The organism is Brachybacterium halotolerans subsp. kimchii (assembly GCF_020792675.1).
Taxonomy (GTDB): Bacteria; Actinomycetota; Actinomycetes; order Actinomycetales; family Dermabacteraceae; genus Brachybacterium; species Brachybacterium halotolerans.
In genome coordinates this window covers 683,090-696,403 of record NZ_CP086254.1, presented here as the reverse complement: position 1 = coordinate 696,403, position 13,314 = coordinate 683,090, and the positions used below count along the sequence as shown (strand labels likewise).

Below are 13,314 nucleotides of genomic sequence, written 5' to 3'. Positions count from 1 at the left end.
GGGCCGAGGGCGTCCGACGGGGATCGGCGGGACCATCGGCCCGCACCCGGGACGGCGGGCGCTCAGTATGATCGGGGCATGGGAGCACGACGCGACGCGGGCTCCGGCGCGGGTGCCGGAGGGACCGCGGCCTCCGCCGCCTACCCCGCCCACTGGGAGGCGGACATCGCGCTCAGCGACGGCAGCGCCGCCCACCTGCGGCCCATCCTCCCGAGCGACGCCGACGCGCTCCAGCGCTTCCACACCGCGCAGTCCGAGCACTCCCGGTACCTGCGGTTCTTCGCCCCGATGCCGGAGCTCTCCCCGCGGGACCTCACGCGCTTCACGGTCGTGGACCACCGCGACCGCGTCGCCCTGATCGTGCTGATCGGCGAGGACATCGTGGCCGTCGGCCGCTTCGACCGCCTCGAGGGGACGGCCGAGGCCGAGGTCGCCTTCAACGTGGCCGATTCCCAGCAGGGCAAGGGACTGGGATCCGTGCTCCTGGAGCACCTGGCCGCCGCCGCCCGGGAGCGCGGCGTCGCCACGTTCGTGGCGGACGTGCTCCCGCAGAACAGCCGGATGATCAACGTCTTCACCGACGCGGGCTTCGACGTGCGCCGCACCTACGACGACGGCGTGGTCGTCGTCGAGTTCAGCATCGACCCCACCGAGCGCTTCCGCGCCGTGATCGCCGAGCGCGAGCACCGCGCGGAGGCCCGCGCCATGGAGCGCATGCTGCATCCCGCCTCGATCGCGGTGCTCGGGGTGTCCTCGCATCGCGACTCGATGGGCGGGCGGATCCTGCGGCACATCGAGCAGGCCGGCTACGACGGAGAGCTGCACGTCGTCGCCCGGGACGCCCTCGAGCTGCAGGGCCACAGCACCCATTCCCGGATCGCCGACGTCCCCGGCCCCGTGGATCTCGCGGTCATCGCCCTCGCGCGCGCCGAGGACTGCATCGCCGCCGTCGAGGAGTGCGGGCGCGCCGGGGTGCGCGCCGTGCTGCTGCCCACCGAGGCCTTCGCCGAGACCGCGGGCGCCGCGGCGGCCGGCGGCCGCGGGGCACCCGCGCTGGGCGCCGCGGAGCGGCCCTCCCTGCAGCGCCGCCTGGTCAGCGCGGCGCGCCGGGAGGGCGTGCGCGTCCTGGGGCCCGGCTCCCTCGGGTTCCTGCGCACCGGGGAGCACGCCCTGAACGCCTCCCTCGTCCCGCACCTCCCGCGCGCGGGAGGCGTCGCGCTCGCCGGGCAGTCCGGGGCGCTCTCGGCGATGCTGCTGGGCGGCGTCGAGTCCCGCGGCATCGGCGTGCACGAGTTCGTGTCCGTCGGCAACCGCGCCGACGTCTCCCTCAACGACACTCTCCAGCACTGGCAGGACGACGAGGACGTGCGCGTCATCGCGCTCTCGCTCGAGTCCATGGGCAACCCCCGCAAGTTCACGCGGATCGCGCGGCGCATCACGCGCGAGAGGCCGCTCGTCGTCCTGCGCCCGCCCGGGACCACGACGGCGGCGCCTCCCGGGCACGACGTGCGCTCCTCCCAGCTGCCCCGACGAGCGCTGGACCAGGTGCTCCTCTCCGCCGGGGTCGTGCCGACCCTCAGTGTCGACCAGCTCACCGACGTCGTCGACGCCCTCGACCGCCAGGGCGTGCCGCCCGGCGACCGCGTCGGGCTGCTCGCGAACACGGCGGCGCTCGGGGAGTCCCTGCGGGGCGCGGCCGACGCGGCCGGACTGCGCGTGGTGCGCGACGAGCGCCGCGCGCTGCTGAGCACGGACCCCCGCTTCGTCGAGCGCGCCTTCACCTCGCTCGCCGCACTCGGCGAGGTGGACGTGGTCGTCCTCGCGGTGCTCGACGCCCTGGGCGAGGACCTCTCCGCCTCCCTCGCGCGGATGGCGCGCACCGCCCGCGGGGCCGACGTGCGCCTCGTGGTGTGCGTGGTCACCGACCTCGACCGCTTCGAGTCCCTCGAGCGCGCCACCCGCGGGAGTGACGAGATGCCGCCGCTGCACCCCACGCCCGTGCTCGCCGTGCGCGCGGCCGCGGGCATGCTCGCCGCCCGGCGCGGTGCCGTCGGCGGGGACGAGCCCGCCTCGCGCGAGGGCATCGACCGGGAGGCGGCCCGCCGCATCGGCCAGACCGAGATCTCCGCGCCCGGAGCCCCGGGCGCCGCGCCGCGAGCGCTCGACCAGGAGCGCACCGGGGCCCTGCTCGAGGCCTACGGCCTGCACCTGCTGCCCTCCCGCACCGTCTCCGACGCCGACGACGCCGTGCGCGCCGCCTCGGAGATCGGCTACCCCGTGGCCCTCAAGAGCACCGACCCCGTGCTCAGCCACCGGAGCGACCTCGGCGGGGTGCGCCTGGACATCCCCGACGCCGTGCAGCTGCGCCACGCCTTCGCCGCCATGCGCCGCGACCTCGCCTTCTCGAGCGCCGACCTCGCCGTCCAGGCGATGGCGGCCCCCGGCATCCCGGTCGTGGTGCGCAGCGTGGAGGACCCGTCGCTGGGGCCCGTGCTCGCCTTCTCCCTGGCGGGGGACGCGACCGACCTGCTCGACGACGTCGCCTACGCGATCCCGCCGCTCGACGACGAGTCCGTGAGGCGGCTCATCGACGGCCCGGCGACCTCCGTGAAGCTCCGCGGCCACCTGGGACTCCCCGCCGCCGACCGCGCGCGGCTCGAGGACCTCGTGATCCGCGTGGGCCTCATGGCCGAGGACCTGCCCGAGCTGCACTCCCTCGTGCTGCACCCCGTGGTCGTCGGCCGCGGAGGGTGCACGATCATCGGCGCCCGCGCCGAGGTCGCCCAGGCGCCCAACCGCACCGACAGCCTGCGCCGCACCCTGAGCGGGCCCGCGAGCGCCTGAGCGCCCGCCGGTCCCCGCTCGCTCCGCGCGCCCGGTCCGCACCCGGCCCTCGCCTGGCCCGCGCGGTCACGGGGTCCGTGTACGCGTGGAAGGATGGACCCCATGTCCACCGCACTTCCCACGGATCTCCTCGGTGAGCTCGAGAGCGCCGGGTACTTCCCGCAGACCGCCGCCGCCTGCGTGCAGCGGGCGCTGCGCGCGGCGCCCGTGCGCGCCCACCTGGTGCGGCCGGAGACCACCTTCGACGGGCCCGAGGTGCGACGCCACCTCACGGTCCTCGTGATCACCGACCGCCACCTCGTGGTCACCCATCTCGACGATGATCCGGCCGACGAGCTCAACCCCAGCCAGGTCGTCTCCACCACCGAGCGCGTGCGCCTGGACCGCGTGCACACCACGGGCATGTCCCAGGTCTTCGACTCCGACGGCACGCGGGTGCGCGGCAGCGAGGCCGAGGTCACCCTCGCGGTCACCTGGGGCGGCAGCCGGCGCCTGGACGTCGAGCGGGCCTGGTGCGACGACCCCGAGTGCCAGGCCGAGCATGGCTGGAGCGGCACGCTCGCACCCGCCGATCTGGCCCTGCGCGTGAGCGCGCTCGCCGACGGCCAGGACGCCGTCGACGCGGCCGTGCGCTTCCACGACCGCCTGCTGGACGCGATCGACGCCGTCGGATGACCCCGGCAGGCGAGAACTCCGCCTCCCGCCGCAGCGATCCGGCCGGGACGACCTTCCCGTCGGCCCCCGACCTGCTCGTCGCCCCGTTCGCGGACGGCGCCCGGCCCGGTCAGCTCGACATCGTCCCGCCCCTGCTCGCGCGGGCCGACGGCGGGCGCGACCTCGTGGTCCTCGTGGACGGGCTGGGCAGTGACCTGCTCGAGGAGCACCTCGCGCTCACCCCGACCCTGCGCCGGCTGCGCGAGCAGGTGCGCACCGTGCGCACCATCGCCCCGTCGACGACCGCGACCGCGATGACCTCCCTGATCACGGGCCTCGCACCGCTCGAGCACGGTGTCCTGGGCTACCTCACCCGTGATCCGCGCACCGGGCGCGCGGTCAATCAGCTCACGGGGGCCGCGGGCATCGATCCCGCGCAGTGGATGCCGTGCGCCGTGCCCGCCGAGAGCGCGCGGCGACCCGCCCTCCAGGTCGCCCCCGCGAAGCACGCCGGGAGCCTGCTCACCGGGAGCGCGTTCCGCGGCTGGGAGTTCTTCGCGCAGGCCGAGCGCGGGGACCGGGCGGGAGCGGCCCTCGCCGCCCTGCGCGCGGGCGGCCCGGACGCGCTCGTGCACCTGCACGTGGACGACGTCGACCATGCCGGCCACAAGCACGGGGTCGACTCGGACGCCTGGCGCGATGCGCTGGCCGGCGCGGACTCCCTGATCGGGACGCTGCTGCGGCGCGCGCCCGGGGGAACGCGCGTCCACGTGACCGCCGACCACGGCATGGTGGACACCGCCCCGGAACGCACGATAGACCTCGCGCGCGTGCCCGCGGTGCGCCGCGTCCTCGCGATGGTCGCGGGGGAGCCGCGTGCGCTCGTGCTCTTCGCCCGCCGCCCGGAGGACGCCCCCGACCTGATCGAGGCGACGCGGGAGGCGGTGGGGGAGCGCGGAGTCGTGCTCTCGCGCGAGGAGATGCTGGTCGCGGGGCTGCTGGGCCCCGTGACGTCCGCTCCGATCGCTCCGCACCTCGAGGGCCGGCTGGGCGATGCGATCGTGCTGGCGCGCGGACGATGGATCGTCGACGACTCCCGTCGTCACGCGCCCTCACGCCGGCCCGAGACCGGAGTGCACGGCTCGCTCACCCGTGCCGAGTCCCTGGTGCCGCTGCTCACCGTGGAGGTGTGAGCGGAACCCGCAGCGACGGCGCCTGTGAGCCGGACGCGACGTCAGTCGGGCGCCTGTATCAGCCGCGCTTCGACGTCAGTCGTGCTTCGAGCCGAAGACGATCTCGTCCCAGCTCGGGATGCTCGAGCGCTTCGCCCGCGAGGACGAGGGCTTCTTGTCACCCTTGCCGGACTTCTTCGCGTCCTTGCCCCCGGAGCGCTGAGCGGTGGATCCCGCCTGTCCGCCGTCGCCGTCCTTCGCAGACTTCGCCTCGGCGTCCTCCGCGGGGGAATACGCGACATCGTCGAAACCGGGCAGGGGCGTGAGGTCCACCGTGTCGTTCGCCGCAGGGGCGAAGCCGGTGTCCCGGCCCGAGTCGTCGGCCTCGGATCCCGCGGCTGCGGAGGGCTCCTCGTCCGCCGCGCGATCACCGGTGGCGACGGACTCCTCGAGCGTGCGACCCGGGACCACGAGGGGCTCCGGCTCGGCGCCCGCGCCGTCCGTATCCGGGTCCGAGCGCTCCGCGTCGACGTCTCCTTCGGGGCCGCCGGTGACCTCGAGATCGTCGTCGTCGGCCTGGGCGCCGCCGTCGACGTCGTCCTCGTCGACATCCTCCGGGAGGTCCGCGCGAGGGGCGTCGGAGTGTTCGCGCAGCGCTTCCTCGTCGGCCGAGCGGGTGCTGCGCTCCTCGTCCTCCTCGAGGGTGGACCAGGTCGGCTCGTCGTCCAGGGAGGCAGGGACCGACCGCAGGCCGCGGCGGGCGTTGAGCGCGTCCAGGGCGTCCTCATCGATGGCATCGCCCCGTCCGCCGCGCGAGGGATGGTCCCCGCGGTCGGGGGCCTGCCGGCCGAGGCTGCGCGGCGCGGTGCGGCGGGGACGCGCCGAGGCGCCGTCGGCGTCGGACTCCTGGTCGTAGACGGAGCTCTTGAGCGAGGTGAGACGCGCGCGACCCGCGACGGGCTGGTCGAGCGCGTCGTCGTCGAGGCTCAGCCAGCGGGCCTCGTCGTCCTCCGCGACCACGACCTGGCGGGTCATGTCGGCGATCCAGTGCGCCTCGCGATCGCGGCCGCCGGAGCGGAAGACCAGCTCGAGGTTCCAGGTGCCGTCGGGCAGGCGCCAGGCGTCCCACCGCAGTCCCTCGAGGGCCTGCCGGGCGGCGAGCCGCTCGGTGACGATCTCGTCGAGGACCGGGCCGCCGGAGCGATCGACCTTGAAGCCGCGGGCGCGCTCGGCGGTGAAGCCGCGCTCGGCGAGAACGGGGCCCTCGTAGCGGCGCACGTGCTCCACGTCGATCGAGGCCATCTCGGAGATCTCGTCCGCCGTCCGGCCCCCGCGCAGCAGCGCCTGGATCTCCCGCGGGCGCAGCGCCGTCGCCTCCGAGGACTGGATCAGCCCCAGGGCCGGTCGGTCGCGGCGCACGGCCGCGCGCAGCGCCTCGTCGATCCTCAGCGTGTACTGCTCGCCGTCGGGGTCGCGCAGGACGATGTGCTCGCCGTCGTCATGGATCCCGTCGAGCTCGAGCTCTCGCATCGTGGTCCTCTCCCGTCGCAGCATGGTCCGCGACGTGATCAGATCATAGATCGCGCCCGCCTCGCGACCTCGGCGGACGCGCCCGCCGGAGCCGGTCGGATACTCCGTGTTGTGATATGGCACCCGCTCTGCAATAATCGCGCCGCATCCGGCGTGGACAACACCGAGGGGCACGCCGGGGGAGCTGACAGCCACGCAGGCCAGACACTCCTTTTGTGCCCGGACTCCCGACACTTCTCCTGATCGAGGTATTCACTTCCGATGGCCACTGATTACGACGCACCGCGCAAGAACGACGACGAGTCCTCCGAGGACTCGATCGAGGAGCTGAAGGGCCGCCGGAACGAGGCCGCGACTCCCGCGGTCGACGAGGACGAGGCCGAGGTCGCCGACGGCTACGAGCTCCCGGGGGCCGACCTCTCCGGCGAGGAGCTGTCCGTGCGCGTGCTCCCGCGGCAGGCGGACGAGTTCACCTGTGGCAGCTGCTTCCTGGTGAAGCACCGCAGCCAGATCGACCATGTCGAGGGCACGGTCATCATCTGCAAGGAATGCGCCTGAGGGGACGCATCCCGCGCCCTGCGGCACGGGCGCTCATGAGAACGGGGCGGCACACCGACTGGTGTGCCGCCCCGTTCTCGTCCGCTCGCGATCGCGCGAGCGATCGGGGACGCGCCTCGGAGGCCAGGGGCCTCGCGGGTCGGGAGCCCCTCGGGTCAGGAGTGCTGGGAGCGCGCGCTGCGCAGGGCCAGGGCGAGGTCCTCGGGCCGACGCGTGGAGAGCACCCACGCCGGGGTGGGATCCGCCTCGTCGAGCACGGGCACGCGCACGCCCGTGTGCACCCATCCGCGCGTGAGGTGGAAGGCGAGCGGCTCGAAGCCCACGGACATGGCGACGGACCAGCCGTCCTTGTCGAGGACCTCGGGCTCGCCCAGCAGGTCCACGGGGATCTGCGCACGGCCCGCCCGCAGGGTGCCGCCCGAGACCTCGAGGACGGGGCTCGCCATCGCGAGCATCACGCACACGCCGACGATGCCGATGATCCCGACGGCCAGCGAGAGCGCATGGGACAGCGGCACCAGGATGACCCCCAGGACGCTGCCGAACGCGATCCCCACGATCCAGACGCCGATGCTGGGCAGGAGCCTCTCGCGATGCAGGGCGGTGGCATCGGAGAGGGCGCGGGGACGGGCGGAGTCGGCGGAGGCGTCGGGCATGCGCCAATCGTCTCACGCGCACCGGAGAGGATTCTGCGGTCCCCGGGTGCGCCTAGTCTGGAGTCATGACCATCGACGAACAGCCCGCGGCCGAGCCCGGGGGAGCGCCCCGCATGCCGGTCGTGCTCGCGGAGGAGGCCGTGCTGCCCTACCGCGCGCACGCGCACGACGCCGGCTTCGACCTCATCAGCTCCGAGGACCTCGTGATCCCCGCCCTGGGCAGGGCCCTGGTCGGAACGGGCGTGAGCCTCGCCCTGCCGGAGGGCACCGTGGGCCTGGTGTGCCCGCGCTCCGGCCTCGCCGTGCGCCACGGGGTGACGGTCCTCAACGGGCCCGGCGTCGTGGACGCCGGCTACCGCGGCGAGGTGCGGGTGCCGCTGGTGAACCTCGATGGTGAGCAGGACTTCACGGTCCACCGCGGGGACCGCATCGCGCAGCTCGTGGTGGTGCCCTTCGTCGCTCCGCGGCTCGAGGTGGTCACCGACCTCGAGGAGAGCGAGCGCGCCGACCGCGGCTTCGGCTCGAGCGGCGGCCTGCAGGGCGTCGAGGGCCAGGGCGCGACCGTGATCTCGACCGAGGACGCCGCCGCGAGCGCGGCCGGCGCCGACGGGAAGGAGTGAGCATGGGACTGTTCTCCCGCAAGGACAAGAGCAAGGCCACCGCCGAGGACACGACCGAGGACACTGCCGCGGACACCGGCAGGGGCGCGGCGAAGGCCGAGGACGTCGCCGCGCAGGCGCGGCCGACGGACGCGACGGACGACGACGCGTCGACGACGGCGTCCGGCGATGCCGCGAGCGACGCGACGAGCGATCCCGACGAGGCGACCTCGTCGGCCCGGGAGTCCGCAACCGCGGACGAGGCGCTCGGGGGAGACCACCTGGAGGACGGACCCCTCGACGCGGCCGATGCCCCCGAGGAGGACCGCATCGACCTGGGCGGACTCCTCGTGCCGATGGTCGAGGGCATGGAGCTGCGCATGGAGATGGACCAGCGCACTCGGGCCGTCACCGGGGCGAACCTCGTCATCGAGGGGTCCTCGCTGCAGGTCCAGGCGTTCGCTGCCCCGAAGTCCCGCGCGCTGTGGGACGAGGTGCGCACCTCGCTGCGCGGGTCCGTGGTCGAGCAGGGCGGCACCGCGGAGACCCGGCCGGGCCCCTTCGGCACCGAGCTCATCGCGCGCCTGCCCGTCAAGCGGTCCGACGGCCGCGTCGGCTACCGGCCGGCGCGCTTCATCGGGGTCGACGGGCCGCGCTGGATGCTGCGCGCGATCCTCTCCGGTCCGGCCCTCGGCGACGCCGAGGCCTCGCGCGCCTTCGAGACGCTGATCTCGCGCATCGTGGTGGTGCGGGGGAGCGATGCCATGGCTCCCCAGGAGCTCATCCCGCTGAACCTCCCCGGGCAGCGTCCCGGCCTGGTCCCCGCCGAGGACACCACGCTGAACCCGCTCGAGCGAGGACCCGAGATCACGGAGATCGGCTGAGGGGGACCCGATGAGGACCAGGGAAGCACGGAACCCGGATCACCGGGCCGCGGAGGCTCGGTCCCGCGCGGCGGAGCGCCACGGCCGCGCCGAGCAGCTCGCCGAGCGCCTGCGCGGCCACTTCGTGGACAGCGAGGTGCTCGACGCCCGCGAGGCCGGCAGGCGCGCCCGTGAGGACGGCTTCGACTGCGCGCAGGACATCGAGCGCCGACGGGAGGTCCGCGTGACCGGTTTCGTCAGCTCGATGGTGATCCCGCCGACGAGCGCCCCGCAGTCCTTCGAGATCGACGTGTTCGACGGCACCGGCACCGTGACCGCGATCTGGCTGGGCCAGTCGCGGATCCCCGGCGTCGGCCCCGGCACCCGGCTCGTCCTCGAGGGCGTGGCCGCCCGCCGCGGCCACCACAAGGTCATGTACAACCCGCGCTACGAGATCACCGGCCTGCCGGGCGAGGAGGAGGACGCGTGAGCTCTGCCCAGCGACCGGAGGAGGGCGCCGCTCCGCGGGCCGAAGAGCCTGCTGCCGCGCGCCCGGGCCACGCCGCGCCGCGCTCGGGCATGGGCGCCGTGCTCACGGGCGAGGAGTTCTCCGTGGGCGATGCCCTGGGAGGTCCTCGCGGGATCCTCGAATCCGTGTTGCCCACGGCGCTGTTCGTGGTGCTGTTCGTGGTCACCCGGTCGATCCCGATCGCGGGCGGGGCGGCCGTGGCCGTCGTCCTCGTGGCGCTCGTGGTGCGGCTCGTGCAGCGTCAGAACCCCTCGCAGGTGCTCGGCGGGCTGATCGGGGTGGCCGTCGGCGCGATCTGGGCGCTGCGCTCGGGACAGGGCACCGACTTCTACGTGCCCGGGCTGATCACGAACGCGGTGGCCGCCGCCGTGCTCGTGGTCTCGATCCTCGCGCGGTACCCGCTGGTCGGCGTCGTCGTCGGCCTCCTGGACCCGCGCGTCTCCGCCTGGCGCGGGAAGCCCCTCGCCCGCCGCGCCTACACGCAGGCGACGTGGCTGTTCGTCGGCCTCTACGTGCTCAAGCTCGCCGTGCAGCTCCCGCTGTACCTGAGTGGGCAGGTCGCCGCTCTCGGCGTCGCGAAGCTCGTCATGGGGCTGCCGCTGTTCGCGCTCGTGGTGTGGCTGGTGTGGATGCTGCACCGCTCGGTGCGCGCCCGCCTCGAGGCGGAGGCGGAGAGCACGCCGGGCACGACGGTCTGAGCCCGCGCTCAGCGCTCCTCGGGGCGCACGCTGGGCATCTCCTCGGTGCGGATGCTCGGCAGCTCCTCGGGATCCTGCGGGGCGCTCGGCGGGGCGAGCAGCTCCTCGAGGGCGCGCAGGTGCTCCGACTCGGCGAGGAACATGAGCTCATCGTGCGCCTCGAGCGCGTCATGGGCCGACGGCGCGATCGGCTGCCCGTCGCGGATGATGCCCACGAGCACGCACGAGGCGGGCCATCGCATCGAGCCCACCAGGCGCCCGACGATCGGGCTGCGGCGAGGGATGGTGATCTCGACCATGTCGGTGCGCGACCCGGAGAAGCTGAAGATCTTCACGATCCGGCCCACGCTCACGGCCTCCTCGACGAGAGCCGTCATCGTGCGCGGCGTGGAGACCGCCACGTCCACGCCCCACATGTCCCCGAACATCCACTCGTTCGAGGGGTGGGAGACGCGCGCGACGGTGCGCGGCACCAGGAACTCTGTCTTCGAGAGCATGGAGGCGACGAGGTTGACCTTGTCGTCGCCGGTCGCGGCGACGACCACGTCGGCCGAGGCCACGTCGGCCTCCGAGAGCACGGCGAGCTCGGCCGCGTCGCCCTCGACCCACTGCACCCCGCTGACCGAGGTGCGCTTCTCCGGGGAGACGGAGCGGTCCACGAGCGTGACCGAGCGGCCCTTGGTCAGCAGCTCGCGGGCGATCGAGCGGCCCACGCTGCCGGCGCCGATGATGACGACCCTCATCGTGTCTCCTCCTCGACGCCGTTCGTCCCGGACCGTCCTGCGGGACCCAGGCCGCCCTCGTCGCCGCCGCGCGCATGGGCGAGGGTGCTCTCGATCTCGGGCAGCCGCGGGGTCGGCACCATCAGGTGCAGCACGTCCCCCTCCTGCAGGCGGGTCGCGGGACCCGGCAGCACGCCCTCGCCGAGACGGGTGAGCAGCGCCACGCGCGCCCCGGTCTCCTGCTCGATCCTGGCCAGCGGTGCGGCCATCCAGGACTCGTCGGGCACCACGGCGATCATCGTGACCTTCCCGGAGATGTCCTGGTACTCGCGGCTCGCGGCGCCCGGGATCAGGCGCCCGAGCATCTGGGCGCTCGTCCAGCGCACGGTCGCCACCGTCGCGACGCCCAGGCGCTCGTAGACCTCGGCGCGGCGGGGGTCGTAGATGCGGGCGACGACGTTGCGCAGACCGTACTCCTCGCGCACCACCCGGGCGGCGATGATGTTGGAGTTGTCGCCGCTGGAGACTGCCGCGAAGCCCGCGGCGGAGCGGATCTCGGCCTCCTCGAGGGTCTCGCGGTCGAAGCCGATGCCCGTTACGCAGCGGCCGGGGAAGTCCCGTCCCAGGCGCTGGAAGGCCACGGGATCGCGATCGATCACCGTGACCTCGTGCCCGATGCGGAGGGTCTTGTGGGCGAGCATCGCCCCGACGCGGCCGCAGCCCATGATCACGAAGTGCACAGGGCCACGATAGACCGCGGACACCCTCGGCACGCAGACGAAGGACGCGTCGCCGGCGGCGGGGAGAAGTGCTTCGACGAGCCGACGAGAGGGCTCCCGACGCCGCCGCGGTTCCCGTGCGTCACGCCCATCCGCTGCCGGAGCCCGGATCGCGGAGTGCGTCCACGATCCCGTCAGTGGGAGTCGTCGTGGGAATCAGTGGGAGTCGTCGTGGGCAGGAGCTGGTCCGCCAGCGATCGGGCCGTCGTCGTCAGCTCCTCGAACCGCATCCCTGTGCGCCCCATGAAGGTCAGGCCCTGCTGCGCGGCCAGGAGCGCCCGGGCGAGATCGACAGGGGCGCCGGAGCTGCTGAGGTCGCCTTCGGCCCGGGCTCGTGCCACGCCCTCGGCGAGCACGTCGGTGATCCCTCCGTAGGTGCGCCGCGCCTCCGCGGAGACTGCGCGATCGGCGGACGCCAGCTCGGTGGTGCTGTTGGCGAGCAGGCATCCACGGCGGGCGCTGCGGCCCGCGGGGTCGCCGGCCACCGGTGTTATCACGAACGAGCGCAGTGCGTCGAACGCTCGGGGCGCCGCATCGATCGACTCGCGCACACCGAGGACGAGCGAGTCCGCGTAACGGCGCAGGATCCGCAGGAAGAGCTCGTGCTTGTCCCCGAAGGCGGCGTAGAGGCTGCCCTTCCCTAGGCCGCTGACCCGCATGAGGTCCTGGACCGAGGTCGCCGCGTAACCCGTGTTCCAGAACTGATCGCGGACGGCGTCCAGCACCGCGTCCTCATCGAACTGTCGTGGCCTCGCCATGCCCCGCACGTTACCCGTTCTTGACCGCTCGGTCCACCACGCTTATGGTGGACCGAGCGGTCCAGAATGATCGGTCCACCCTCGTGGCACTGAAGTGCTCGGCCGCTCCGGCATCTCACCCGCACCATTGGAGAGGACGACCGCCATGGGCCAGCTCGCAGGCAGGACAGCCCTGATCACCGGAGGGAGCACGGGCATCGGGCTCGCAACTGCGCAGCGCTTCATCGCCGAGGGAGCACGCGTCTACCTCACCGGACGTCGGAGGGAGGCCCTCGCGGCCGCCGCCGGCGAACTGGGCGACCGGGCGATCACGGTCCGGAACGACGTCTCCGATCTGGACGACCTCGACGCGCTGTTCGCACGCATCGCAGCCGATGGGAATCGGCTCGACGTCCTCTTCGCGAATGCCGGCGGCGGGGAGGCGAACCAGCCTCTGCACTCGCTGCAGCCGGACGCCTTCGATCGCACCTTCGGGGTCAACGTGCGGGGCACCGTCTTCACGGTGCAGCGAGCTCTCCCGCTGCTGAACGAGGGGGCGAGCATCGTGCTCACCGGCTCCAGCTCGGCGCGCCGCGGCACGGCAGGTTTCGGCGTCTACTCCGCCACGAAGGCGGCGATCCGCCAGTTCGGCCGTGTATGGGCCGCCGAGCTCGCGCCCCGCGGAGTGCGCGTGAACACGGTGGTGCCCGGTACCACCGACACCCCGGGACTCCGCGGCCTCGCCGAGGACTCGGACCGAGCGGACGCGTTCGTCGGAGAGCTGGCGAACGGCACGGCCCTGCGACGTGCCGCCGACCCGGCGGAGATCGCCGACGCCGTGCTGTTCCTCGCATCGGATCAGTCCAGCTTCATCACGGGCAGCGAGCTCTTCGTCGACGGCGGCGAGGTCCAGGTGTACCCCTGACAGGGGAGTCGGCGGCCTGGGGGCGCCGTGAAGGGGCACGTGGAAGGG

The 13,314-nt window shown here is 73.8% G+C and carries 14 protein-coding genes; 9 read left to right on the top strand and 5 right to left on the bottom strand.

Annotation, left to right across the window (positions count from 1 at the left end; translation table 11 throughout):
• The first annotated feature begins 78 nt into the window (after positions 1 to 78).
• The 3 genes from Bra3105_RS03155 (at position 79) to Bra3105_RS03145 (ending at position 4,691) form a co-directional block, all read left to right on the top strand.
• On the top strand, positions 79 to 2,844 hold the full coding sequence (locus tag Bra3105_RS03155) for a bifunctional acetate--CoA ligase family protein/GNAT family N-acetyltransferase (RefSeq protein WP_228358565.1): 2,766 nt from the start codon (positions 79 to 81) through the stop codon (positions 2,842 to 2,844).
• A gap of 102 nt (positions 2,845 to 2,946) precedes the next feature.
• A complete protein-coding gene (locus Bra3105_RS03150; RefSeq protein WP_228358564.1) occupies positions 2,947 to 3,519 on the top strand; it encodes a DUF5998 family protein in 573 nt (190 codons plus the stop codon).
• Positions 3,516 to 4,691, top strand: coding sequence for an alkaline phosphatase family protein (locus tag Bra3105_RS03145; RefSeq protein ID WP_228358563.1), 1,176 nt, complete (start codon positions 3,516 to 3,518; stop codon positions 4,689 to 4,691). The genes Bra3105_RS03150 and Bra3105_RS03145 overlap by 4 nt, the downstream gene beginning before the upstream one ends.
• A 75-nt stretch (positions 4,692 to 4,766) precedes the next feature.
• Here the strand turns inward: Bra3105_RS03145 and sepH are convergent, their stop codons facing one another.
• On the bottom strand, positions 4,767 to 6,200 hold the full coding sequence (gene sepH / locus Bra3105_RS03140; RefSeq protein WP_228358562.1) for a septation protein SepH: 1,434 nt from the start codon (positions 6,198 to 6,200) through the stop codon (positions 4,767 to 4,769).
• A 261-nt stretch (positions 6,201 to 6,461) separates the two neighbouring features.
• Between sepH and Bra3105_RS03135 the strand changes: the two genes are divergently transcribed.
• Positions 6,462 to 6,758: a DUF4193 domain-containing protein gene (locus Bra3105_RS03135; protein ID WP_152353089.1), complete on the top strand. Its 297-nt coding sequence runs from the start codon at positions 6,462 to 6,464 to the stop codon at positions 6,756 to 6,758.
• A gap of 155 nt (positions 6,759 to 6,913) precedes the next feature.
• On the opposite strand, the gene Bra3105_RS03130 is transcribed toward Bra3105_RS03135, so the two are convergent.
• Positions 6,914 to 7,414, bottom strand: a complete 501-nt coding sequence (locus Bra3105_RS03130; protein ID WP_228358561.1) for a DUF3093 domain-containing protein — start codon at positions 7,412 to 7,414, stop codon at positions 6,914 to 6,916.
• Between the two features lie 65 nt (positions 7,415 to 7,479).
• Between Bra3105_RS03130 and dut the strand changes: the two genes are divergently transcribed.
• From dut to Bra3105_RS03110, 4 genes are read left to right on the top strand one after another with little or no spacing between them, the layout of a single operon-like run.
• A complete protein-coding gene (dut, locus tag Bra3105_RS03125) occupies positions 7,480 to 8,034 on the top strand; it encodes a dUTP diphosphatase (RefSeq protein ID WP_200500575.1) in 555 nt (184 codons plus the stop codon).
• A 2-nt stretch (positions 8,035 to 8,036) separates the two neighbouring features.
• Positions 8,037 to 8,897, top strand: a complete 861-nt coding sequence (locus Bra3105_RS03120) for a DUF3710 domain-containing protein (protein WP_228358560.1) — start codon at positions 8,037 to 8,039, stop codon at positions 8,895 to 8,897.
• Positions 8,898 to 8,907: 10 nt separating this feature from the next.
• The gene (locus tag Bra3105_RS03115) at positions 8,908 to 9,366 is read left to right on the top strand and encodes a single stranded DNA-binding domain-containing protein (RefSeq protein WP_214650966.1); all 459 of its coding nucleotides are present in this window, start codon (positions 8,908 to 8,910) and stop codon (positions 9,364 to 9,366) included.
• Entirely contained in the window at positions 9,363 to 10,103 is a 741-nt protein-coding gene (locus Bra3105_RS03110; protein WP_228358559.1) for a DUF3159 domain-containing protein, read from the top strand. The genes Bra3105_RS03115 and Bra3105_RS03110 overlap by 4 nt, the downstream gene beginning before the upstream one ends.
• An 8-nt stretch (positions 10,104 to 10,111) precedes the next feature.
• Here Bra3105_RS03110 and Bra3105_RS03105 read toward each other — a convergent pair whose 3' ends face one another.
• From Bra3105_RS03105 to Bra3105_RS03095, 3 genes are all read right to left on the bottom strand, one after another.
• Positions 10,112 to 10,846, bottom strand: a complete 735-nt coding sequence (locus Bra3105_RS03105) for a potassium channel family protein (protein ID WP_228358558.1) — start codon at positions 10,844 to 10,846, stop codon at positions 10,112 to 10,114.
• A complete protein-coding gene (locus tag Bra3105_RS03100) occupies positions 10,843 to 11,565 on the bottom strand; it encodes a potassium channel family protein (RefSeq protein ID WP_228358557.1) in 723 nt (240 codons plus the stop codon). The genes Bra3105_RS03105 and Bra3105_RS03100 overlap by 4 nt, the downstream gene beginning before the upstream one ends.
• Before the next feature lie 173 nt (positions 11,566 to 11,738).
• Positions 11,739 to 12,362 carry a TetR/AcrR family transcriptional regulator gene (locus Bra3105_RS03095; protein ID WP_228358556.1) on the bottom strand — a complete coding sequence of 208 codons (624 nt, stop codon included), beginning with the start codon at positions 12,360 to 12,362 and terminating at the stop codon, positions 11,739 to 11,741.
• 145 nt (positions 12,363 to 12,507) lie between these two features.
• On the opposite strand from Bra3105_RS03095, the gene Bra3105_RS03090 reads away from it, so the two are divergent.
• Positions 12,508 to 13,266: an SDR family NAD(P)-dependent oxidoreductase gene (locus Bra3105_RS03090; protein ID WP_228358555.1), complete on the top strand. Its 759-nt coding sequence runs from the start codon at positions 12,508 to 12,510 to the stop codon at positions 13,264 to 13,266.
• Positions 13,267 to 13,314 lie beyond the last annotated feature (48 nt).

Coding starts and splice junctions, on each gene's coding strand:
- dut (WP_200500575.1), top strand. CDS start 7,480: ATGACCATCGACGAACAGCCCGCGGCCGAGCCCGGGGGAGCGCCCCGC.
- Bra3105_RS03095 (WP_228358556.1), bottom strand. CDS start 12,362: ATGGCGAGGCCACGACAGTTCGATGAGGACGCGGTGCTGGACGCCGTC.
- Bra3105_RS03135 (WP_152353089.1), top strand. CDS start 6,462: ATGGCCACTGATTACGACGCACCGCGCAAGAACGACGACGAGTCCTCC.
- Bra3105_RS03155 (WP_228358565.1), top strand. CDS start 79: ATGGGAGCACGACGCGACGCGGGCTCCGGCGCGGGTGCCGGAGGGACC.
- Bra3105_RS03115 (WP_214650966.1), top strand. CDS start 8,908: ATGAGGACCAGGGAAGCACGGAACCCGGATCACCGGGCCGCGGAGGCT.
- sepH (WP_228358562.1), bottom strand. CDS start 6,200: ATGCGAGAGCTCGAGCTCGACGGGATCCATGACGACGGCGAGCACATC.
- Bra3105_RS03120 (WP_228358560.1), top strand. CDS start 8,037: ATGGGACTGTTCTCCCGCAAGGACAAGAGCAAGGCCACCGCCGAGGAC.
- Bra3105_RS03105 (WP_228358558.1), bottom strand. CDS start 10,846: ATGAGGGTCGTCATCATCGGCGCCGGCAGCGTGGGCCGCTCGATCGCC.
- Bra3105_RS03145 (WP_228358563.1), top strand. CDS start 3,516: ATGACCCCGGCAGGCGAGAACTCCGCCTCCCGCCGCAGCGATCCGGCC.
- Bra3105_RS03150 (WP_228358564.1), top strand. CDS start 2,947: ATGTCCACCGCACTTCCCACGGATCTCCTCGGTGAGCTCGAGAGCGCC.
- Bra3105_RS03130 (WP_228358561.1), bottom strand. CDS start 7,414: ATGCCCGACGCCTCCGCCGACTCCGCCCGTCCCCGCGCCCTCTCCGAT.
- Bra3105_RS03090 (WP_228358555.1), top strand. CDS start 12,508: ATGGGCCAGCTCGCAGGCAGGACAGCCCTGATCACCGGAGGGAGCACG.